Genomic DNA, 22566 nt, shown 5'->3' with positions numbered 1-22566 from the left:
TTTTTATTTTGCCAAATTTTAAAAAGGAAAGGAGTGGGAACTTGACTAGATTTACAATCGATAGTAATAAGCCAATACCTGAATTAGAGTTGTCTTTGCATAGACCCGATGGCACTCAGATAGAAAATTTAACTGATGCCTATGATCGTACAGGAACGTTTAAATTTGGCGATTTTAAAGAGTTAGAAATAACTATTCCTAAATATGTACACAGAAAACATCAAAAAGTTAAATATAAACCGTTTGAGTTAGCTAGAGATAAATACTTGGTTAAAGCTACATATGGCAATATGTTCTCGGAATACTTGATTGTTACTAAAATAAAGAAATCTAAGAGTGCTATGCCTGTTAAGCAACTATCACTAAAATCAAGGCAATATGAGTTAAACAATAAAATTATTCGTACTGTTGAAAGTGGATCAAGAACAGTAGACGAATTAATTAATATTGCTGTTACTAGTACAAATTGGACTTTAGATCATGTTGATACTGAGTTTTTAAATCAGAAAAGGTCATTTGACGAAACTAAAATTACCTCTTTGAATCTGTTGTATAAAATCGCAGAATCATTTGGCGGTGTTTTGAGTTTTGATACGTTTAATAGAACGGTTAGCATTTATACTCCAGAGAATATGCAATATGATTATGGTTTAAGTGCTTCATATGGTAAATATATTAAGTCACTCGAAGATCAGACAGATGCTGAAAGTGTAATTACAAGGTTATATGTATACGGCAAAGATGGTCTTAGTATTAGTGATGTTCAACCAACTGGTAATGAATATATAGAGGATTTTAGCCATTATTTGAAAGGTTATGAGGTAGACAATAACGGAAATGTGATTAGTTCATCTCCTTATATGTCAGATGGATTATGTCAAGCAATTATTGATTATAATAATTTAATTCAAAGCAAACAAGCTGAATATGATTCTTTAATTGAAGAGAGACAACCATTTATGGAGCAATTGAATCCATTGTTAGATGACATGGAAGAGTTACAAGAAGAGTATGAGAAGATACTTGATGATATTGATACAGCTAAAGCTAATGAAGAAGACACAAATGAATTGATTAATAACCTTAATAATAAGCAAAGTGAAATTGATGATAAACAAGTTGAAATTTATGCTATAGAAGAAGAAATGTCTGATATTCAAGATGCTATTGAGACTATACATAATGAGTTATCTGAAGAAAATAATTTTACTTCTGAACAATTAAAAGAAAAAGAAATCTTTGTTGTAGAAGATGTTTGGGAAGATAATCGTTATACAGTCGTTGAAGAGTTATATAATGCTGCTGTTAAGAAATTAAATGCAAACAAAGAACCTCAAAGAGAATTAAAATTTAGCTTAATTCAATTTCTGAAAGTGATTGATGCCCAAAACGATTGGGATAGGATTGGTCTAGGGTATGTTTTTCGTGCTGATTATGAACCGTTGGATGTGGAATTTAAATCTATAATTAGTGAAATGAAAATTGGGTTTGATAGCAATAGTCTTGATCTTACTGTATCCAATGTAGTTTATAGCGATTCCAAAGAAAAGTTTGCAGAATTAATATATAATAATGCAGTTTCTACTTCAAACAAATTAAATAAAAATGAAAGCAAATGGAATGAATCTTCAGAAAAAACAACAGAGTTAGATAAAATGATGCAAGAAAATATTGAACTTACCAATAAAAAGATAGTTGCTGGAGCAGATCAAAGTGTTACGGTTGATAGACGTGGGATTAAAATAAGAAATCCTAAAAATGAAGAAGAAGTAATTATTTTGCAAAGTGGTGTAATTGCATTATCTGAGGATGGATCTGAAACATGGGGAACAGCTCTAGATGCAAAAGGAATACGAGCAGAGAAAATACTTGGTCGCTTACTAGCTGGTGAAAATTTGGTAATAGAGAATGATGGTGGCACGGTGAGAATAGATGAAGATGGTATCGATGTCATCAATGGCAATATTGCCATAATAAATAATGATGGTCAGAGCCGTGTAATCATAAATCCAATTGACGGAATACGGATTCAAAAAAATGATGGTAATGCTTGGGTCGACTCATTTTTTGCAGATGAGTCAGGAGATCTGTCTATTAGTGGAAATTTCTATGTTAACGGTGGCGAGGTGAATTGGTCGAATGTGAATAAGCCAACGTATACGAGTGATGACATCGATGCATTACCTGCTGACTCACCTAAGATAAGTAAGCTATCTGATACAGGTCAATATACTGGTAATGTAACACCATCACAAGTTGAAAGTGGTAGTTTTGGGAATAAAACTTTTACAGATGGAACGTTCAATGACTCAGAGATTAATAATTCTGATATTAGTAATTCTAACATTGAAAATAACGAATCCATTGATAATATTACTTATTTGATGCATCTTTTTAGTGATGAGTTTCACTTAGAGAACGTTGATAATAATACATATACGACAGTAAAGCCAGGATTAATTACTATAGCTGATAGTAATAATAATTTGGAGTTAAAGCCTGATGGTGTTTATGTGAACGGTGTTAAAGAAGTGTAAAATTTACATAATTGATTAAATGGTAAAAAATACCCTTTTGTAGTATTATATTACTATGGAGGGGATACATTGAAAGTCAAAGAATTAAAAGATGCAATTTATAAAAAAGACAATAAAGAGTTAATTAATTTTATTCGAGACAATTTTGAACAGAATGGAAACATTCCAGTATCTAGATATAGAAACAACCTTGACACATTAAAGAAAATAGATCATGATACTAGGAATACATTAGTTGCTAGATTAAGTAAATTAGAAGAAGGATATAATGCATGGCAAGGTTTAGGTGGAATAATTGCACTTATAGTACTATTTATTAGTTCATATTCTTCATTTGCAACAATTATTATGGGAGAAACTGGTGCAAGTTTAGGATCTTTTATTATAGCAGTCATAGTATTTTTACTCATTACAAGTAAAATAGGTGATAGTAGATTAGAACGATCAACAGCTATTTACTTTAAGCAATTAGTTACTGATACACATGAGTCAGAAAAAGAGAAAAAGGATTAAAATGAATGAAAATGTCATCTTATGGTAGTATTATCATGAGGTGATAGAGATATGAGTATAATAAAAAACAAAAAAATGCTAGTAGTTATTTTAACAATAGTGTTTGTCATTGCTGTTCCAATGTGTGTCAACTGGTTAATGAGTTTTGGAAATACAGTGACTTCAAATGATTGGATAGGTTTTTTTGGTAGTTATTTTGGTGCATTAATCGGTGGACTAGTGGCATTTGGTGCAGCATGGATTCAAATTAATCGAATGAGAAAAGATTCTCAAATTGAGGAAATTAAGAATTTTTTTAAAGTTTACTATGTATTAGATCCCATATTCAAGGATCTAAGTATATTACTTAATTATGGAAATAGAAATAGAGCATCACTAATTAATTTAATGCATGAGCATTTGAATAGAGAACATGATATGAATATCTATGAAGGAGAAGATATACGAAAATTCACTGATAATAGAGGATTAGCTAAATTAGCACTTTTAAAAATTATTGAAGTTAATGATGAATTAAAACTGATTCAAAATACAATTGAAAGTATTAATGACAATTACATACCATATGAATTCTATGAAGCATATATAAAAACTAAAAATAGATTAAGACAAATCATAGACTTTACAGAAACATTTTTATTTCATGATGAACTAACTGAAAAAACTAAAGAGCAAAAAGAGTTAAATGAATATCATGATAAACATAGTAACAATGATGTTATTCAAGCAAGATTAGTAGAAGATAGAATGTATGGTGAAATTACAGCTTCTTTTTATAATTATCATGATTATTTAACTGAACTATTTAATCAAAAAAGCGAAGAAATCAAGAAACTTAAAAAATTGTTTTGAGGCATCGAATAATCGGTGTCTTTTTATTATGGATAAAAAAGGAGATAAAATAAAGATGGCATATAAAATTATAATAACCATGATTAATGGGCAAGAGTATGAATTGAAGTCAAAAACACTTAATGAATTTGAATCAAGATTATACAATGAAATGGCATTCGGTGCAAAAGTGTTAGTTAATGGATTGAGACACTTTGTATTATATGACGAATCAGAAGTATGGATAAATCCTAGTCATATCTCTTCATTTGAAATAGAGGAATATCACAACACTGTTAATGAAACAATTAGAAAAGATGCAGATTATGATGCAATCCGGAACTCTAAATACTATAATCCTGATGTTGAAGCTTATGAAAATGGTTTAATCGATGGTTGGGGAGAATCTGAAGGAATTGATTTAAGTGACTAAGCATTGGAGAGGGGATAAATAATGTTATTAGCATTTCAAATTTTAATGTTCGTGCTAATCGTAATATTTGGTATGGGTGCTATTGGTGAAAGAGACGATAATCATAAGTTGCAATTTACATCCATTACTATTGCAAGTATTTTAGCATTAACTTTTAGCTTTTATATTGTGGGATAGGGAGATTAACAGGTTGGAATATACATACAAGGATGCAGAGTATTATACGGATAAGATTAGAAGGAAAGTAGCTGTTGACAAGGTAGCAATGATATGTAAGTTGCCAGACTTAACAAGCGTAAAAGATAATTACGAGGTCCATTTATTTGTGGATGGTCATGCTGGAGTATTTAATCGTGAAAGATACAGATATTTAAAGCCGAGTATAGGTGATAAAAGAAGCCGTTATTTCAAGTATCAGTTATCAACTAAAGATGGTAGCGTTAAAAGGTTATATTTACATAGATTGATTGGTCTTGCTTTCATTGATGGATATGAAGAGGGATATTTTATTGATCACAAGGATTGTGACAGTTTAAATTGTCATATTACAAATTTAGAATGGGTTAGTCACAAGGAAAACACACAAAGAGCAGTTAAAAATGGATTAGGTGTAGGTAGACCGAGAGTACCGAAGAAACCTAAAATTTATAAGAGTAAATTGGAACGTTCTGCGAGTAATAGTAAGCAGTTAAATTATGATGATGTTACTAAAATATTTAGTTTGGCAAGAAAAGGGTTGACTAGGACAGAAATAGCGAAACATTTTGGTGTTAGTCAGCCAGCTATTAGTCAGATATTTAGTGGTGTTAGATGGTCAGAGCATGAAGAAAGTAAAAAGTATAGGGGTGTAGGGTAAATGAGAGATATTGACATAGGTACATATGGTGCTTCAGTTGTTTTTGATAAAAATAAAGAAAGTGAAGCAATTCTTAATAAATATAAGTTAGTATTTCATGATATAGATACAATTATCAAAGCAAGTCAACATAAAAGAGAGCTTACAACTGTTGAAGAAAATATACAAGAAATTGTTAATAGGGCATTAAAACTAGGAGAAAAAGGAGTATGTTAAGTGAACTATGTTGATGATATTTTAGGGGATGAAACTATTGATATAAATGGTCAAACTTACACGAAAAAAGAAATTGAAGAAATGGTTTATCAAACTGTAAAAGATATATGGAATCAGATTAAGTCATTATTCCAACAGGTAGCTGAGTATTGTGTTAATGCAATTAAAAGCTTTATTGAGTATGTTTCCAATATTAATTTTGTTGGAATCAAACGAGAATTAAAAAGAGATGAGTTAGAATATTATGAGTCTATAAGTGATGGTAAAAGCAATAACTGGCGAAAGTTACACGGCTTACATATTAAAAGGAAGTTACCTTAGTTTTAGAGAATTAATTTTCTCTTTATTTTTTGAAATGGCAAGTAGCTATGATAACGGTGCGATTCCGTTGCATTTCACTATTGTAAAATATGGGTAAATTTGAAGGATAATTCACTTTTTTGACGAATTAGTACATATGGACTAATTTGAAGAGGGTGGAGATGTAATTGAAGCGAATCAATGAAGTCGTAATATTTGATGGTAGTTTAATTGACATCCAAAGAATTAATGAGACATTTAATGGATTTGCAACACTGCTGAACAATGATGATTTGATGTTCTTCTTTATGGTGGCACATATTGGCGAGAATAAAGATAATCCAGTTAACCAACCACAATATTTTAGAACGTTGAAGAAGTATTTTCCGAATATTAAAGACGAAATCAAGTTGAAGCCAAATGACATTAATTTTATTGATGATGATAGAGCGCAAGTGTTTGTTAGAAGTACAGACGGTAAAGATACATTGATTCGTTTTGAATTGATTTTACATGGTATCATTGTAGTAATCATTTGTGAAGGTGGTTTCTATAATGGACGAAAATGAAGATGTACTCTTAATATTAAAGTTTGTTGAAAAACAGTTTTTAGAAAGTACATTGGATGGAAATTTATACTTTAGTAGATGTGGTAATTTTATAGACCTTGAAAAAGAACAACAAAAAAAGGGTATAGGGGATGCAAGAGAGGGTTCATGGAGTAGAAATATGGAAGAAGGAAGTAAAATAACTCTTACTCCAGAAAGTGGAGAAAGTTTTGATTTTATTGTGAAGCAAGGATCATTGCATGAATCTTTTGATGGATTAAGAAATATACCAATCTGTTGTTTTGTGATGTTGTCACTAAATAATGACTTTGCTGAGCAAAACAATATCTACACTTTGAAATCAGAAATTGCTAATAGTCTATATGAACAATTTAAAGATAGAAAATTAATAGGGTTTGATGCACCTGAATTGTTTGATAGGTTAGATAGTACATTAAAAAAGTCAGATATACCGTTTGATAGAAAACCTGTAAATTATTATGATGAAATGAATTATCCTCATCCAATATCAAGAGAAAATTACACTAAAGCCCCATTTAAAGCTTTATTTTACAAAAGAAAATTCTTTGAGTTTTAAAAAGAATACAGAATAGCTTTGAAAAAGTCTTTTGAAAAAGACCATATAATCAATATTGGTGATATAAGAGACATAACAAATGTATATGATGCTGAAATGGTAAAAAAGATAGTGTATAAAATAAAAGATTAGTAAGAATATGTTAGAATACAGGAAATATGTTCTAGTGAGGTGGAATAAAATGTACTCTATTTATAAGCTCAAAGATCCTGATAATAATGAGGAATTTATTGTTTATGGGAATAGTGATAAAGTTCAGAGTTATCTAAAGGAGCGACCATATTACAAACAAGTATACGGTAGCGGAATAACTAAAGACTCATTTAATGAAATAGAATCAATAGTTGTTGGTTTATCAAAGAATCATCCAGGAATTGAAATAATAGAATTAGGAGAGTAACCGACACTACTTAGCTGTAGTGTTTTTGTTATGATCATAAGACGAAATTGAAGACAAGGATATTAATAATAGTTTATTAATGTAAATTCTTTCTTTTTATAGTAAAATAGTTGTATTACTATAAAAGGATGGATTGTTATGTATAGTATTGGTATTAGGGTGTTACCTACGAAAAAGACACCCAAAATCTATTATGCTGTGGTTAAAATAGATGGTGATGAATTTGAAGTTGTTAGGAATTCATTTTTAAATATTCCTGTTTCTATTGATGTTCCTGAACAGCTAGCATTTATTAGAACTAATTTTTTAGCAATCATACTTGAATTTGAAGTCACTCATGCTGGTTTGCGTATATCAGAATCAATAGCACAAACCCCTTCAGTATATAGAATGCATATCGAGGGTGTGATTCAAGAATTGTTTGCTAATAGCTCAATTCAAAAATACTCAGTATTGAAAATACCACAAATGAGTAGGCTTCTTGAAGACAAACATATAAAGGATTATATTGAAGCAAAGAAGATATTTGCTGAGGATAATGATTGGAAATCATATAAACAAGAAGAACGAGAATCAATATTAGCTAGTGTTGCTTCATCATGTTTATAAGGGGAATAGTATATGTTATTGGTTGATACATTATTAAGTTTAGAGTTTAAAGAAGATATAGGGGATGAAGGAAGAAATTCAGATGTACATATTGCTTACGATCCACAATTAAATGCTGATTTAGTAGTTAAAATAATTGACAAGTCGGACTTTAATAATGAAGATGACTTTTTCAAGGAAGCACAAATGTTGTATGCAACACAACACCCTAATATAATGGAAGTTAAATACGCTTCTCAGGATGAAAAAAATATTTACTTAGCAATGCAATATTTCAAAAATGGATCATTAAATTCATTAATGAATGAAAGGTACTTAACTGTAAAAGAAATTATTAAATATTCTTTAGAGTTTTTGTCCGGTATTCATTTTATGCATACTAAGAAATTGATTCATTTTGATATTAAGCCTACGAATATTTTAATTAGTAACTCTAATAAAGCTGTGGTCACTGATTTTGGACTATCGAAATATCTTAATGATAGTGGTTTTGCAACACCAGATAAATTATATCCTCTTCACATTCCGCCAGAAGCATTTGTATTTGGTAAACAATCATTCTTTACAGATGTTTATCAAGCCGGCTTAACTATATATAGAATGTGTAATGGTGATGATTTTTTTAAAGATCAATTGAATAAATTAAATATAAACACCAATGGTGAATTAGGTGAAGCGATAAAAAAAGGCAAATTTCCGAAGCGAGATTCTTTTTTACCTCACATACCAGATAAATTTCAAAGAATTATTAAGAAAGCATTAATACCTGATGTTAAAAGTAGATACGAAACTGTTTTGGATATGATAAATGATATAAGCGGGGTTGAAGAAGAAGCAAATTGGGTTTATACTGAAGATACAAACAAAAGTTCCCAATGGACAAAAGAAAATGATACTCATATTTTTAAATTGAATTTATTTAAAGAGTCAAATAATTGGGTTACTTTTGGAGAAAAAATAAGAAAAAGTGATGGAAATAGTCGCAAAGTGACTAAATGGTGCAATAATGAATATACTAGTAAAGAAGAGGCATATAAGCATTTAAAGCAATTAATGCAATAAAACAAAGGAGGTTTATTATGGCTAGGTTTGTTAAAGTTAAGACAAATTTTACAAAAAAGTCCAATACTCCTTTTCCAATTGAAACATTAGACCAAAGACTTGAAAAAGATAAAGTAGTTGATATGCGTAATAATTATCACATTGTAGAACATGACAATGGTTATGTAAAAATTATTCCTATTGATTCAACAAAAATATTTAAAAATAAAGGATAGCAGTCTTCTTAGGCTGTTATTTTTTATGGGTTAATTGCCAGCATTTCGTAAAGGTGTAAAGGGGGTATACTTGAAGGATGATGGATGATAGAAAATATTTAGCTATAGAATTATTAGCAGATGGTGAGTTAACAAAAAAGGATATTGCTACAAAAATTGGAGTAAGTAGACAAACATTATATGATTGGCTTGAAAATAAAGAATTTAGGGCTGAATTAGACAGACGCTTACATGGTCGTAAAGTTTCAGTACAAAAAATGATTGACGGGAAGTTAGAATTTGTCATTGATAAACTTTATGAGTTGGCTAGTGACAATTCAAATAAGCGTGTTCAAGCGAGTGTATTAACTTATCTAGCTGATAGATCGCTTGGTAGACCAACATCTAAGCATGAGATTACAGCAGACATGAACAAGGAAACTGTTAATGAGGATGTATTAGAGCAAGAGTTGGCTGAGTTAGAGGATGGGGAAGAGTAATTTTATGCAATATTTTATGCAGAATTATTACAGAATATAGAGGAATATCAGCATAATATTAGCAATTAAATGCATATTCAATGAATGTATGAAACAATTGCTTATTCATCGTTTTATAAAGTGCTATTTTAAGTTAATATAACGCTATAATTGTTGATTTAATAGAGTGGTAATATATTCCATTCCGATAATTTACATTATGTAAAATACATATAAATGAATATATAATACATAAGATTTGTAGCGAAAAATAAATTAGAAGTATTCTGATAGAGGTAGGGGTAGGCATTCTGTTTTGATGGAGACTGAGAGCGCTACAGCTACCTCTACAATTTTATAATAAATTTTGCAAGTTCAAAGTTAATCAACAATTGGGGTAATATACTTGGAGTCAACCCAACCAGAATATTCAATCTGATTATCTTTATCTAATATTACTATTAAATTTTTATCATTTTCGTTAGTTATGGTAAAAACGGTAGTTCCTACTGGAACAGTATGAATTATTTCATCACTACTTTCGTCTTCATATAAGGGCAAATCTTCTTTTGTTGTTATAAATTTGTTTTCCAAGTATGTAGTTTCTTCTATATAATAATTCGTTGTTGAATTATCTATGTGTATTTTGTTTTCTATATCATAATTATTAGTCGTTCCAGAAGCTGTATTTAAAGTAAATGTTAAGCTGATTATCCCAATTAAAGTATTTAGTCTCTGTTCAGACAAACCAATATTTGAAGGTTTTTGTTCAACAAGTGAGATACTCCAATCCTCATTTATTTGTATTTTATTTTGTTTAACTAAATGAGTAACAAGATTAATAGTTTCATTAGTTGGAATATTTTTAAGTCGTATATCAGTAAATTGTTGTAGTTTTGGAATGTCGTTGATAAAATTTTTAATTTTGTCTTCGTTGTCACTCAAATAGCGGAATACAGCTGATGTATTAGAATAGATAATTTCCATTGCTTGAGGTAGGGTTTCAATAATACGTAAAGCATCATTTACTGCTTTTTTTATAAGTTCAAAGTCATACACTATATATCATTCCTTTTACATTATTATGGTAATTATATCACAAAGATTGGAGGTGGACGACATTACAGAAATAAATACAAAAGAAAATAGGCAACTATTATATAAATATCTCATTAAAATGTACGGTAAAGAAAAAGCAAAAGAATTAATGTTTAAGCATAAAGATAATTTATTCGGCAATAACTCACTTGCTTATTCGCTTGGTAAACGATCAATCGTATTCTATTGCTTATATTTCTTACAAGATTACTTTGTACCAAAAGATGATAACACAGTAAGAGACTTAGCACCTGTTCATTATGACATATGGAGAGAGTTAGAAGATATATTTATCCATCATACTCATGATAAGCAACAGTTTATATTACCAAGAGGTTGTGCAAAGACTTCTATTATAGATATGGCATTAAGTTGCTGGCTGCATTGTTATCGTGAGAGTATTTATACGGTTGTACTCGCAAATAGGGAATTAGACGCTATTAACTTTGTGGAACAAACAAAGATAGCATTACAAACTCCTTACATTAAAAATACATTTGGTGAATTGGTTCAACCACGTAAACGAACAGTCAATAAATTGGAATTAGAGTTAGATAACGATACAAAAATTCAAGCCTATTCAAGCGGTTCATCTGTTCGTGGTACTTCTTATACATCTTCTAAAGGTAAGAACAGGGTGACTTGTTTTATAGCGGATGATTACATATCTGAAGCGGATATTCTATCGGATGAAAGTAAAGAAAAGAAGTATATTAAGTGGCAAAAAGAAGTTGAAGAAGCTGGGGATGATCCAGTATATCGGAATGGAAAATTAATCAAATCAGGTACAAAGTTTATTGTGTTAGGTACTCCATTAGCAAAAGGTGACTTCATAGACAGTATCAAGAATGATCCAGAATATAAAGTGTTTCACAAATCTGTTGTTCCTTTTGATCCAGATGAGTATTTTGAAAATCATACATATTGGCAAAAGTTTAAAGAAATCTTCTTTGATAATAAACGTGAAAATCCTTTACAAGATGCTAAAGAATATTATGAAGCAAATAAAGAATATATGGCATTTGAAACAATTTGGGAAAAATACAGTCACTTTGAATTGGCTAAGAAATATTTCAATAAAAAGTTAGTATTTATGCAAGAGTTAATGTGTGATGTTGATAATGTAGGTGATAGTTGGTTTAAGAGTAATCGTACTATGCCAATGAAAGAAATAGAAAATCATACATTTATTAAAACAATGCTCACCATTGATACGGCTGGTGTTAAAAATAAAGATGCTAAACGTTCCGATTACTTTGCGTTTGTTGTTGGTTCATTAGCGGATAATGATTTTAAATATGTACGGCAAGCACACCTTAGAAAGTTTAAAGAGTTTGATGAGTACATTAAGCATGTAATTAGTTTATTGAAAGAAAATGAGGATATAACTCATGTTTACATAGAGAAAAATACATATAACGGTTTGGATGTAGATGCTATTAAAAGTGAAATGGTAAAACATTCCGAATTAATGAAAAGAGACATTACTTTTATTAATGAAATGCAACGTAAAAATAAAGACGATAAAATATCTACAATTGTGGATGCGGTCAATAATGGTCGTATCATTTTTTGTGAAGAAAGAGTAGAGCAATCATTCTTGGATCAAGTGATGTCATTTGCTGGTCAGAGGTTTTCTTTACATGATGATGCAGCGGATTGCTTGAGTGAATTTGCAAATAGAATTGATGAAATCGAAATAATGAAGAATATTACAACCATCCCTAGAGGATGGCTTTTTTAATGGGGTGAAAGTTTGGTTAAAGATAAATTAATTCTAAAGTTATTAGATGAACTAGATAAACAAAAGCCGAAGTACACTAAATTACAAAAATATTATAATGGGGAACACGATATTTTATATGGCAAAGCAAAGTTAGATAAAACTAGATCGGATGAACGTGCTTTTTTCAACTATTGCCGTAAAACTGTTCAGAATTATACAGGCTATCTTTTGGGTAAACCAGTCAATTATACTTCTAAATCCAACGATAAATCATTTATTGATGAAATTGAAAAGTATTATAGTTACTGGGAGAAAGAACACAATATCAATTTAAAACAACAAACTGAAATTTTTGGTCATGCCTATGAGGTATCATATATCAATCAAGATGGACAATTTCAATCAACTATTTTTAATCCATTGGAAATGATTGCAATGAATGATGGTTCAGTTGATCAAAATATCAGTGTAGCGGTTAGAAAATATGAGTTGGAATATGATGAGAACAAATATGTGGATGTGTGGGATCATACTCACTTTACAACTTATTTGTTGGAAGGAAGATCTCTCAAAATAATTAATCAAAAAAATCATTTCTTTTCCAGATGTCCAGTTATGGAAGTGGATAATAATGATGTAAAGAAATCAGCGTTTGCAGACATTATTCCGATAATTGATATGTATAATAAGATTCAATCTACAGCGGCAAATGAAATTATCGATCATCGACAAGCTTACCTTGTAGTTGAAAATGCTAAATTAACTCAAGAAGAAGCAGAGAAGATGAAGGAAAATGGTATCTTATTAGTTCCTCCTGGTTCAAAAGTGTATTGGGCTACCAAAAATAGTAACGGTGCTTTTGTTAAGGATATGCTAAAAGATTGGCAGGATGAAATTTATATCCAAACTAATCAAGTTAATTTGAATGAAAACTTCCAATCTAATACGAGTGGTGTAAGTATTCGTTTAAAACTACAAGAGTTAGAGAATATTAGTGCCATAAAAGAAGCAATCTTTGAGAAGGCTTTAAAGAAACGGTTAAAACTGTTCTGCGAATGGTTGGATAAAGCTAAAAACCAACAATATGATTGGCGAGACGTTTCAGTTACATTTAGTCGAAATGTTCCTGTTGATGAAGCATCTATAGCGACAATGGTACGTGATTTACAAGGTATCTTACCGAATGAAGAGTTAATTTCATGGTTGCCACGTGTTACTAATCCTTCTGCGTCCATTGAAAAGTTAAATGAGGAAACTGATGATATGGACTTGGATAGTATAGGGTTAGATAACAATGAATGATTTTGAGAAACAACTTCTTGAGATGATCGATTCTATCTATACTTTATCAGATAAGGAATATAAAGAAGTATTGAAAATGTATCGAGATTCAAGGAATAATATTAAACAGTTTATTGCTAATCTTTATATGGAATATGGCAATAATGGAAAGTTAGATATCAACCAACTTAGAAATAATGGTTCAATTGATCAATTGCAAACTGTGATTGAAGAAGAAGCTGAACAAATAGCACAAAATGAAGTGAATTTAACTCCAATTATTCTTGCAACTGTATTTGCAACTACTTACTATAAGTCTGCTTATCAAATGGAATCTTCATTTGAGGTTGGTATTGATTTTAAGTTACTAAAGAAAGAATTTATTGATAATGCAGTTAACTATGATTGGTCAGGAATACCCTTTTCAGAACGTATATGGGAAAATCGAAATGGATTAGTTAGAAATTTAAGAACTGAGATTACCAGGGGTTTTATTGACGGTGATGGAATCGATAAAATGGGCAGACGACTAAACAAGCAATTTAATTCTAAAGCCTATCAAGCTCAAAGATTGCTAAGAACAGAAACAGCTAGGGTAATAGACCAAGCACAACAAGAAATTTATCAAGATAGTGGTGTAGTCAAATATGTTCAATGGGTGGCTACATTAGAAGAAAACACTTGTGAAGAATGTGCAAACTTAGATGGTGAACGATTTAAATTAGATAATCCTTCTAAGCCGACTATTCCAAGACACCCGAATTGTAGATGTACATGGATTGGAGTTCCTTATGAGGAATATAATCCAGAAAGACGTAAAAATAACGAAAACAAACAGATTGAAACTTACAAAACGTTTGATGAATGGGCAGAACAAAATAATATACCAATCTAATTTAGTCACTTCTTAGGTGGCTTTTTTTATATGCCTTTTTATTGGTGATAGGCGTAATAAAGAAAACCAAAAAAATTATATTACCAATACATAGAGGGTTAAATAACACTTTATGGATTGATGGAGGTTAAAAATATGGATTTAGAACAAGTAAAGAAATTCTTAGAGGAAAACCAAGATCAAGAAGATGTTAAAAGCTATATTGAGGGGTTATCTGAAGTAACACCTGATAGAGTGGAAACATTTCTGGAAAGTGATGAGGGTAAAAAGCTACTTCAACCTAAGTTAGATAAGTATTTTTCAAAAGGTTTAGAGACTTGGAAAGAGAAAAACTTACAAAAACTCGTTAATGATGAGTTAAATAAGAAAAATCCTGAAGAGACTCCAGAACAAAAGCGCATTAGAGAATTAGAACAACAATTTGAAACAATGTCTAAAGAAAAGACACGTGAAGCTTTGAAGAATAAAGCATTAACTATTTTGAATGATAAGAAATTACCATCTAATTTAGTAGATGTTTTAGTGTCTAATGATGAGGAAACTACGTTATCTAATTTGGAACAATTTGAAGAAGTATTTACTACTCAATTACAAAATGCGGTTGAATCTAAACTGAAATCTGATGGTACAACCATTAGTAAAGGTTCTAAACCTACTACATTTACACTTGAACAAATCCAGTCAATGTCTCAGGAAGAAATTAATGAGAATTGGGATGCTGTTCAAGAATCAATGAAAAATAACTAAATTATAAAAAATAAAAATTATTAGAAAAGGTAAAGGTGATAAATATGGCAGTAAACACATTTTTGAAAACAGTATGGGAAGCACGTCTATTAACTAATTATTCTAAAGCATCAATTGCAGAGGTTATTACAACTGCACCATCAAGCATTGAAGGTAAAACAATGAAATTTAATAAAGCTGGTGCAGTTAATGTAAAAGATTATACAGGTACAGTGGCTTGGGATGAAATTGATACTACTGATGTTGATTTAACAATGGATCAACAAAAATACTTTGCATTTACAGTAAATGATGTAGATGCAGTTCAAGCAGCAGGTGACTTAGTAGATGGTCATGTGCAAAATGCTTCTACTGGTGTACAAGAAGAAACAGATTCATTTGTATTAGGATTATATACTGATGCACATGCAGACAATACAATTGGAACTGATGCAGCTCCAGAGTCACTTACTAAAGATAATGTATATGATTTTATTGTTGATCTTGGTACTAAATTAAATAAAAAGAAAGCACCTAAAACTGATCGTTATGTAACCATTAATTCTGATGTATTAGGATTGTTATCTAAAGATGATCGTTTCACTCGTCAACCAGTAGTATTAGAAAATGGTATTGTAGAAGGTCAAAAAATCAATGGTTTACAAGTTGTGGTTTCTGAAGAGTTGAATACTACTGATGGAACATTACATATTGTAGCAAATCATAAAGGTGCAATTGGTTACGGTAAGCAAATCGATGAAATGGAAGCTATGCGCTTAGAATCTAAATTTGCAGATGGTATCCGTGGACTTGCGGTATATGGTGGTACTGTATTGCGACCTGAAGGTGTAGCAGTATTAACAGCAACAATCGCATAAATAACAAACTATTAAGGGTGGGATTTTCCTGCCCTTTTTAAATATTAAAAGTTGGTGATCTATATTGCAAGGTAAGATAGTTTCTTCTAATGGTGCAATACAAATGGAGCAAGATACAGAAAGGTTCATTAAATTTGATATGCCTTTAGAATATTTCAACTTTATGGCTGTAGATAGTTGTATTATTTATCTGAACGGTTCTAAAGAAGGTATTTCTATACCAAAACAATACACACAACCATTTGAGATTAAAGATTTTCCAATTTGGTCATTTAAAGTGTGTCGTCACGGACATAGCCTTGAAACAGATAATGATGGTTTATATAAAGATATGGAATTCTATTATTATGGATACTATTAAATGAGGTGTTATAACTGTATGAAATTTAAAAATAAAAAGACAGGTATTGTGTGGGATATAAACAACGAAACACATATCAAACGTTTACAAAGTAATAAAGATTATGAAAAAGTAGCTGAGAAGAAAACAACTTCTAAAACTACCAAAACTAATGGGAATAAGACTCAAGCGAAGAAAACAAATACGAAACAAACTACAACTGAAAAGTGAGGTGATTATTAATGGCTTCACTAGATAATATTAAAATGATTTTAGAAATTGAAGAAGATGATACATCGATGGATGGACTGATCAATCTATACATAATTAGAGCAAAGAATTACGTGAAAAATTATTTAAGTATTGATGAAATTCCTAATGCTTTATCAGATGTAGTGGAAGATTGGAATGTCAACACTAAACTGAACAAATTTTTAAAGGTCTATTCTTGTTTGTATTCAGCTGGTGTTAAATAATCTAAAGATCCATGAATACGAATATTATTAAACCAATTCACATAATCAAATAATTCAAGATCAAGTTCTTGTTGACTAGTAAAAACGCTGCCACTAGCGAATTCTGTCTTAATCGTTTTAAACGTTGCCTCGGCAACGGCATTATCATAGGGTGTTCCTTTTTCGCTTAGCGATCTTTCAATACTAAACGTTTCTAATGCTTCATCTATCAGTTTATTTTTAAACTCGCTTCCTCGGTCAGTATGGAATAATTCGAGGCGATTTAGATTATACTTCACTGTCGAAAAGGCACGGTGAACTAGCTCAGCACTCTTATTAGGACCAGCGCTGTAGCCAATAATTTCACGATTATATAAGTCTATTAAAACACAGATGTAGTGCCATTTTTGGTTTACTCGAACGTATGTTAAATCACTCACAACTACTTTTAATTCTTTATCTGGATTGAATTCTCTATTAAGTGTATTTCCAACTTCAGATTCATTAACTGTTGTTTTTCTAGGCTTAAATTGAGCTACTGTGTACTTAGAAACGAGTCCTTGCTCTTTCATTATTCGGCTAATTCGGCGACGTGAGACCTTCCATCCTAGCTTTAGGAGTTCCTTTTTGATTTTTCTCTGACCGTATATATTGCGACTGTTTTTAAAGATTTCAACAATTAAAGCTGTTAATTCTTCATTCTGATTATCTCGGATTTTTGCTTCGTAATAATACGTACTTCTAGAGATTTGTAGGACGGTGCACATTGCTGATACCGAGTATTTGTGACTGTTATTACGAATCACCTCTACTTTCGTCCCATGATCAGCGCGGCTTGCTTTAAAATATCATTTTCCATTGAAAGTTTTTGATTCTCTTTCCGAAGCCTGATTAACTCTTCCTGTTCTGGCGATCTATTGTCCTTCTCTTCAAACGATCCAGTTGATTTATGTTGGTGAACCCACTTATCAAAGGTAGATGGCGTCAGCTCGTATTCTTTAATAATTTCAGAACGGGGCTTTCCAGAAGCATATAACTGAGCAATTTGTTCTTTAAATTCTTTGGAAAAACTTCTTCTTTCTCGTTTGGCCATAATGATTTCTCCTCACCGAATTAATTTTAATTAACTAAGTCTATATGACCTTAACGAATTTGTCCAACTAAGTGTAACCTATCCAGATATCGCTATTTATAAATATAGAAATCGTGGTGTGGAAAACATTACATCCGAAAGCAAGGGTAGTTTATCAGAAACATATAAAAGTACATTGCCTTCAGATATATTGGAACAACTTGATAAACAAGCAAGGAATGTAAGGGTAGTATGAGACTAACCAAAACAATGTATGTTATAGATAAAAGTGAAAGAGAAGTCATTGATTTAGACCCATTAGGAAATCCAATTTATGGTGAAGGCGAGATAATCTATCACCCCATTAGGTGTGAGATTGAGCCATATTCTAGTGAGTTGGCTAGGACAAGGCTTGGATTAACTGTAGATGTTACTCATCGTGCTTTTTGCTATCCAAATGATTTGTTAAAACTTAATGTTCCAATAAAATATGATGGTAGTGGAAATTATAAAATTACTGAGTTATTGAGATACGACAAACACTATGAAGTATTAATTAAAAAGGGCTGATGACATTGTATAAGTCCAATGCAAAGAAATTTCAAAAAGAAATGAAACAGAAGAGAGAGGAAACTGCGAAAATTATTGGTGTTTTTGCTGAAGCTGAATCGAAACTAAGAACACCTGTTAAAACTGGTAATCTGAGGCGAAATACGACTCATGATATCGACAATCAAGAAAATAAATCTGTTATTAAAGTTGGTTCTAATGTTGAATATGATCCTGTTATTGAATTAGGAAGTGTATCTCAAAATATTCCTGCACAACCTCATCATAGACCAGCAATTGAGGATAATAAAAACCCCATTGCAAATATGATTAAAAAAGGATTGTCTTTCAAATGATGATATCTACAATCTTGGATTATCTTAGATCAGATGATGAGTTAGTTTCATTGCTTGGTCATACAAAAAATAAACCTAAAATAACAGCTTATGAACCACATGATAAAAATGATTATCCTTATATCGTTGTAACAATGAATCCAAGTAATTTTGGAATTGTCATTGATGAATATAGATGTGAGATACGTATAGTAACAGATGATCAATTATTGGTTGAACCGTTAGAAAGACGAGTTAATCAACTAATGAACTTTAGGAATAGAAATGCTATTCAATTAAATAATGAAACATTATTCCACTCTTCATTTACTGGGAGTGGTTATTTATTTAATTTTGATGATGAAGGTCAAGTTAATGTTGGTGATGAAAAAACAACTAAAGTATTTGAGCAAGTTTTGAATTATACAACAAAATTTAAAAATAAAGGATGATTACATATGGCAGAAGAACAAGAAATTTTGTTTGGTACTGGTGACTTATTTATTGTTACCGAAGAAGATGATGGATCAGGCACAATGGTAGAAGTAGAAACGAAAATTGGTTTATCAAATGGAGAAGCAGCATTAAATATTGAATATGAAACGGTAGATGTTCGTGGGGATAAGAATAATAAGTTATTAAAAGTCTTTAAAACAAGTGAAAACATTACCTTTAATGCTGGTATCATTACTTATGATTTAAAAGAAATTGGTAACTTTCTAGATTCTAAATTCACAGAAGATGAAGTAGAAGGTACACGTAAATTAGAACTAGGTGGAGACTTCAAAGTAAACGTTAACAAATTAAAGTTTGTCCATTATAAGGAAGATGGTAAAACTATCACTATGACCATGCATAAAGCTACAAACGTGGCTGGTCTTGAATGGACATTCAACAACGAAGAAGCAACTTCATTCCCATTTGAATTTAGATTAATGCACGATTCAGAAAAGAATAACACAGTTGAAATTGTAGAAGAAATTTAATACATATTCAAATCGTTCAGGTGTCTCGTATGGAGATGCCTTTTTTTTATTTGTTCAAATAATACATTGAAATTTTAAAGGAGCTGAAATAATGGCAAACATTAAAGATTTATCGTTAGTTACACAAGAACCGTTAGTATTGAAATTTTCAGAGGATGAGCAATTTACCATTCCTGCTGATCCAAAATTAGATTTTACTTATAAATTGTTAGAGTTTGAAGAGAAATCAGCAAATGCAGAAACTTCTAAAGAGCAATTTGATTTACTTATTGATATGGCTGTTATGATTTTGAATCAAGATGAAAGTAAAGATGTAACGGCAGAGTTTGTACGTAAAAACATACATCAATCACAAATGAAAGCAATTGTTCAAATTTATCAAAATCAAATGATGGAGAACAACAATAACCCAAACTAAAAGTGCCCTATGACCCACAAGCTAAATCTAGCAATCGAGGTCGTGGGGCATCTTATTTTGATATTTTTGGAAACGTTACCTATTTATCAAGAAGAATGAACATTACACCAAATGATGTGTGGAAGTTGCCACATAGCCATTATTTAGCCTTTTTAAAGCACAATGTCACGATGGACATGCAAGAAACAGAAGAAGGAAGAGACATTCTAAAACGATTTGAGCGTGTAAATAATCCTCGTACTCATGCTGATTATTCTGCTATTCGTGCATTTGGTGGATATTCCACACAAAAGGTAGGTGATAAATAATGGCAAGTATGGACTTAGGGCAATTTGGTGCGGAAGTTGTTCTTGATACATCTAAATTTGATAAAGGTATGTCTAATGTAGATGGGAAAATGAAAAAATCAGAGGGTGGAATGAAATCCTTTGGTGGAAAAATGGGGAAAATGGCTGCTGGTGCTATTGCTGGTATTAGTGCTGCTGCCGTTGGTGCTGGTGCTGCTGGTATAGCTATGGCAAATAAATTCTCCGATAGTGCAGATAGAATTGATAAAACATCTATGAAGTTAGGTATATCCACTGACGCATTTCAAGAATTAGAATTTGCAATGGGTCAAGTTGGTGTAAATAGTGGCACAATGGAAAAGTCTATTGGTCGATTAAATCAACGATTAGCCGATACGGATGGTAACGAGAAGTATAGGACGGCTATACAAGATTTAGGGGTTGCTACAGAAGATGCAAGTGGTAAGACAAGAGATGCAGATGAAGTGTTCATGGAAACCATTCAATCTTTACATGAGGTTGGAGATTCTACTGAACAAGCTGCATTAGCACAAGAAATCTTTGGCACTAAAACAGCCAGAGAGTTAATGCCAGCTATTCAAGCAGGAGGAGACTCCATTGCTGATCTAAGAGATGAGGCGCATGAGTTAGGTGCGGTAATAGGTGAAGATGGTGTCGAATCAGGTGTTTTATGGGCTGATACTGTAGATAAAATGAAAAACATGGCACAAGGCTTATTTAACTCTATAGCAGTTGAATTATTACCTGTATTCCAAAATCTCGTTGATTGGGTTATTGCCAATATGCCACAAATTCAAGCTACTATGAAAACTGTGTTTTCAGTTATCAAAACGGTAATTGGAACAGGTATAGAGTGGGTACAACGTTTCATTTCTTGGTTGAAAAATTGGATTAATGATAATCAATCTACCCTTGATACGATCAAAACAGGATTTCAAGACTTCTTCAACCTAGTTAAAGACTTATTTAAAGGCTTTGTTACATTAGCTAAAAATATATGGAAAAATTACGGTGAAGATTTGCTTGCCTATGCTAAAAATACTTTTAATAATATTAAAACCATTATATCAGGTGTTCTTAATGTTATAAAAGGTATTATTAAAACGGTTACAGGTATTATTACTGGTGATTGGTCTAAAGCATGGGAAGGTGTCAAGCAAATCCTTAGTGGTGCTTGGGATATTATCAAAGGTGTAGTAAATCAAGGTATTAATTTAATAAAAACATACATAAATATTGGTTTAAAGGCTGTTAGAAGTGTGTTTTCTAGTATATGGAATGGCATAAAATCAGTTGTTAGTTCTGTGATATCGAACATAGTCAGCAATGTTAGTTCTAAATTTAACAGCATGAAAAGCAGAGTATCATCCATATTTAATGGTATTAAATCGATTGCTAGTAGTGTTTTTAATAGGGTGAAAAGTGCTATTACTTCACCTGTAGAAAAAGCAGTTAGCACCGTTAAAAATTTAGTTGGAAAAATTAAAGGTGCTTTTGACTTTGATTGGTCATTGCCAAAGTTAAAATTACCTAAAGTTAATGTAACAACTAAGAAGAACAGTCTAGGTATACCTATACCAAAATTTGATATTGATTGGCATAAAAACGGTGGTTTCTTTGATTCTCCTAGTGTTATTGGTGTAGGGGAAGCAGGAAAAGAAGCTGTTGTTCCTTTGGTTGGGAAACAAATGAATCCGTTTGCTGATGCCGTATATAAGCGTCTTGCTAACAATATGAATAAAGGTAATACTACCAACAATAACAATAATACTAATAATACCAACAACAACTTTAGTGTAAACATTGAAGTTAGTGGTAGTAATACTGACGCAGATGAAATATACGATACATTTATTGATAATTTAAAAGATTTAGGTGTACGATTTTAATTAATCATTTAACCCTGTCCATTAATTTGGATGG

The 22566-nt window shown here is 31.2% G+C and carries 31 protein-coding genes; 29 read left to right on the top strand and 2 right to left on the bottom strand.

Annotated elements, in window-relative coordinates; all coding sequences use genetic code 11:
- Positions 1 to 41 precede the first annotated feature (41 nt).
- The 14 genes from MUN88_RS17170 (at position 42) to MUN88_RS17105 (ending at position 9597) form a co-directional block, all read left to right on the top strand.
- Entirely contained in the window at positions 42 to 2537 is a 2496-nt protein-coding gene (locus MUN88_RS17170; protein ID WP_244717224.1) for a phage tail family protein, read from the top strand.
- 69 nt (positions 2538 to 2606) lie between these two features.
- Positions 2607 to 3050, top strand: coding sequence for a YomK family phage-derived protein (locus tag MUN88_RS17165; protein WP_244717222.1), 444 nt, complete (start codon positions 2607 to 2609; stop codon positions 3048 to 3050).
- 51 nt (positions 3051 to 3101) lie between these two features.
- The gene (locus MUN88_RS17160) at positions 3102 to 3902 is read left to right on the top strand and encodes a hypothetical protein (protein WP_244717220.1); all 801 of its coding nucleotides are present in this window, start codon (positions 3102 to 3104) and stop codon (positions 3900 to 3902) included.
- Positions 3903 to 3930: 28 nt separating this feature from the next.
- The gene (locus tag MUN88_RS17155) at positions 3931 to 4314 is read left to right on the top strand and encodes a hypothetical protein (RefSeq protein ID WP_244717218.1); all 384 of its coding nucleotides are present in this window, start codon (positions 3931 to 3933) and stop codon (positions 4312 to 4314) included.
- A gap of 190 nt (positions 4315 to 4504) precedes the next feature.
- Positions 4505 to 5170: an HNH endonuclease gene (locus tag MUN88_RS17150; RefSeq protein WP_244717216.1), complete on the top strand. Its 666-nt coding sequence runs from the start codon at positions 4505 to 4507 to the stop codon at positions 5168 to 5170.
- On the top strand, positions 5171 to 5386 hold the full coding sequence (locus MUN88_RS17145; RefSeq protein WP_244717214.1) for a hypothetical protein: 216 nt from the start codon (positions 5171 to 5173) through the stop codon (positions 5384 to 5386).
- Complete coding sequence (locus tag MUN88_RS17140; protein WP_244717212.1) at positions 5387 to 5707, top strand: hypothetical protein; 321 nt, start codon at positions 5387 to 5389, stop codon at positions 5705 to 5707.
- A 167-nt stretch (positions 5708 to 5874) separates the two neighbouring features.
- The gene (locus MUN88_RS17135) at positions 5875 to 6255 is read left to right on the top strand and encodes a hypothetical protein (RefSeq protein ID WP_244717209.1); all 381 of its coding nucleotides are present in this window, start codon (positions 5875 to 5877) and stop codon (positions 6253 to 6255) included.
- The gene (locus tag MUN88_RS17130; RefSeq protein ID WP_244717207.1) at positions 6242 to 6832 is read left to right on the top strand and encodes a hypothetical protein; all 591 of its coding nucleotides are present in this window, start codon (positions 6242 to 6244) and stop codon (positions 6830 to 6832) included. The genes MUN88_RS17135 and MUN88_RS17130 overlap by 14 nt, the downstream gene beginning before the upstream one ends.
- Positions 6833 to 7013: 181 nt before the next feature.
- The gene (locus MUN88_RS17125) at positions 7014 to 7232 is read left to right on the top strand and encodes a hypothetical protein (RefSeq protein WP_244717205.1); all 219 of its coding nucleotides are present in this window, start codon (positions 7014 to 7016) and stop codon (positions 7230 to 7232) included.
- A gap of 138 nt (positions 7233 to 7370) precedes the next feature.
- Positions 7371 to 7841, top strand: coding sequence for a hypothetical protein (locus MUN88_RS17120; protein ID WP_244717203.1), 471 nt, complete (start codon positions 7371 to 7373; stop codon positions 7839 to 7841).
- 12 nt (positions 7842 to 7853) lie between these two features.
- Positions 7854 to 8903 (top strand): serine/threonine-protein kinase, encoded by a 1050-nt coding sequence (locus tag MUN88_RS17115; RefSeq protein WP_244717201.1) that lies wholly within the window; start codon positions 7854 to 7856, stop codon positions 8901 to 8903.
- A gap of 17 nt (positions 8904 to 8920) precedes the next feature.
- Positions 8921 to 9118, top strand: a complete 198-nt coding sequence (locus MUN88_RS17110; RefSeq protein WP_244717199.1) for a hypothetical protein — start codon at positions 8921 to 8923, stop codon at positions 9116 to 9118.
- Positions 9119 to 9195: 77 nt separating this feature from the next.
- Positions 9196 to 9597: a phBC6A51 family helix-turn-helix protein gene (locus MUN88_RS17105; RefSeq protein WP_244717197.1), complete on the top strand. Its 402-nt coding sequence runs from the start codon at positions 9196 to 9198 to the stop codon at positions 9595 to 9597.
- Positions 9598 to 9957: 360 nt separating this feature from the next.
- Here MUN88_RS17105 and MUN88_RS17100 read toward each other — a convergent pair whose 3' ends face one another.
- The gene (locus MUN88_RS17100) at positions 9958 to 10635 is read right to left on the bottom strand and encodes a hypothetical protein (protein WP_244717195.1); all 678 of its coding nucleotides are present in this window, start codon (positions 10633 to 10635) and stop codon (positions 9958 to 9960) included.
- Between the two features lie 52 nt (positions 10636 to 10687).
- Between MUN88_RS17100 and MUN88_RS17095 the strand changes: the two genes are divergently transcribed.
- The 8 genes from MUN88_RS17095 (at position 10688) to MUN88_RS17060 (ending at position 16996) form a co-directional block, all read left to right on the top strand.
- Entirely contained in the window at positions 10688 to 12418 is a 1731-nt protein-coding gene (locus MUN88_RS17095; RefSeq protein ID WP_244717193.1) for a hypothetical protein, read from the top strand.
- Between the two features lie 12 nt (positions 12419 to 12430).
- Positions 12431 to 13702, top strand: coding sequence for a phage portal protein (locus MUN88_RS17090; RefSeq protein ID WP_244717191.1), 1272 nt, complete (start codon positions 12431 to 12433; stop codon positions 13700 to 13702).
- Complete coding sequence (locus tag MUN88_RS17085) at positions 13695 to 14576, top strand: minor capsid protein (protein ID WP_244717189.1); 882 nt, start codon at positions 13695 to 13697, stop codon at positions 14574 to 14576. Before MUN88_RS17090 ends, MUN88_RS17085 begins: the two co-directional genes overlap by 8 nt.
- 135 nt (positions 14577 to 14711) lie before the next feature.
- On the top strand, positions 14712 to 15323 hold the full coding sequence (locus MUN88_RS17080; protein ID WP_244717187.1) for a DUF4355 domain-containing protein: 612 nt from the start codon (positions 14712 to 14714) through the stop codon (positions 15321 to 15323).
- A gap of 44 nt (positions 15324 to 15367) precedes the next feature.
- Positions 15368 to 16180, top strand: a complete 813-nt coding sequence (locus MUN88_RS17075) for a phage major capsid protein (RefSeq protein WP_244717185.1) — start codon at positions 15368 to 15370, stop codon at positions 16178 to 16180.
- Between the two features lie 64 nt (positions 16181 to 16244).
- Positions 16245 to 16541 carry a hypothetical protein gene (locus MUN88_RS17070; protein WP_244717183.1) on the top strand — a complete coding sequence of 99 codons (297 nt, stop codon included), beginning with the start codon at positions 16245 to 16247 and terminating at the stop codon, positions 16539 to 16541.
- Between the two features lie 18 nt (positions 16542 to 16559).
- A complete protein-coding gene (locus tag MUN88_RS17065; RefSeq protein WP_244717181.1) occupies positions 16560 to 16751 on the top strand; it encodes a hypothetical protein in 192 nt (63 codons plus the stop codon).
- Between the two features lie 11 nt (positions 16752 to 16762).
- Positions 16763 to 16996: a head-tail connector protein gene (locus MUN88_RS17060; RefSeq protein WP_244717179.1), complete on the top strand. Its 234-nt coding sequence runs from the start codon at positions 16763 to 16765 to the stop codon at positions 16994 to 16996.
- Here the strand turns inward: MUN88_RS17060 and MUN88_RS17055 are convergent.
- A protein-coding gene (locus MUN88_RS17055; protein ID WP_244717177.1) for an IS3 family transposase occupies positions 16963 to 18068 on the bottom strand; the annotation gives its coding sequence in 2 pieces (ribosomal slippage) (positions 16963 to 17819 and positions 17819 to 18068; 1107 coding nt in all). The two genes, MUN88_RS17060 and MUN88_RS17055, sit on opposite strands and share 34 nt — an antisense overlap.
- A 231-nt stretch (positions 18069 to 18299) precedes the next feature.
- Here MUN88_RS17055 and MUN88_RS17050 point away from each other — a divergent pair.
- The 7 genes from MUN88_RS17050 to MUN88_RS17020 all read left to right on the top strand — a co-directional run bounded on the left by MUN88_RS17050 (position 18300) and on the right by MUN88_RS17020 (position 22532).
- Complete coding sequence (locus MUN88_RS17050; RefSeq protein WP_244717175.1) at positions 18300 to 18617, top strand: hypothetical protein; 318 nt, start codon at positions 18300 to 18302, stop codon at positions 18615 to 18617.
- A 5-nt stretch (positions 18618 to 18622) separates the two neighbouring features.
- A complete protein-coding gene (locus MUN88_RS17045) occupies positions 18623 to 18952 on the top strand; it encodes an HK97 gp10 family phage protein (protein ID WP_244717172.1) in 330 nt (109 codons plus the stop codon).
- On the top strand, positions 18949 to 19383 hold the full coding sequence (locus MUN88_RS17040) for a hypothetical protein (protein ID WP_244717170.1): 435 nt from the start codon (positions 18949 to 18951) through the stop codon (positions 19381 to 19383). The genes MUN88_RS17045 and MUN88_RS17040 overlap by 4 nt, the downstream gene beginning before the upstream one ends.
- 6 nt (positions 19384 to 19389) lie before the next feature.
- The gene (locus MUN88_RS17035) at positions 19390 to 19917 is read left to right on the top strand and encodes a hypothetical protein (RefSeq protein ID WP_244717168.1); all 528 of its coding nucleotides are present in this window, start codon (positions 19390 to 19392) and stop codon (positions 19915 to 19917) included.
- Between the two features lie 91 nt (positions 19918 to 20008).
- Complete coding sequence (locus MUN88_RS17030) at positions 20009 to 20335, top strand: hypothetical protein (protein ID WP_244717166.1); 327 nt, start codon at positions 20009 to 20011, stop codon at positions 20333 to 20335.
- A 95-nt stretch (positions 20336 to 20430) separates the two neighbouring features.
- Entirely contained in the window at positions 20431 to 20643 is a 213-nt protein-coding gene (locus tag MUN88_RS17025; protein WP_244717164.1) for a hypothetical protein, read from the top strand.
- Entirely contained in the window at positions 20643 to 22532 is a 1890-nt protein-coding gene (locus tag MUN88_RS17020; protein WP_244717162.1) for a phage tail protein, read from the top strand. The genes MUN88_RS17025 and MUN88_RS17020 overlap by 1 nt, the downstream gene beginning before the upstream one ends.
- The last annotated feature ends 34 nt before the right edge of the window (positions 22533 to 22566 follow it).

Source organism: Gracilibacillus caseinilyticus, assembly GCF_022919115.1.
Taxonomy (GTDB): domain Bacteria; phylum Bacillota; class Bacilli; order Bacillales; family Amphibacillaceae; genus Gracilibacillus; species Gracilibacillus caseinilyticus.
Note: the sequence above shows the minus strand (reverse complement) of the source record. Positions and strands in the feature narration are given on the sequence as shown.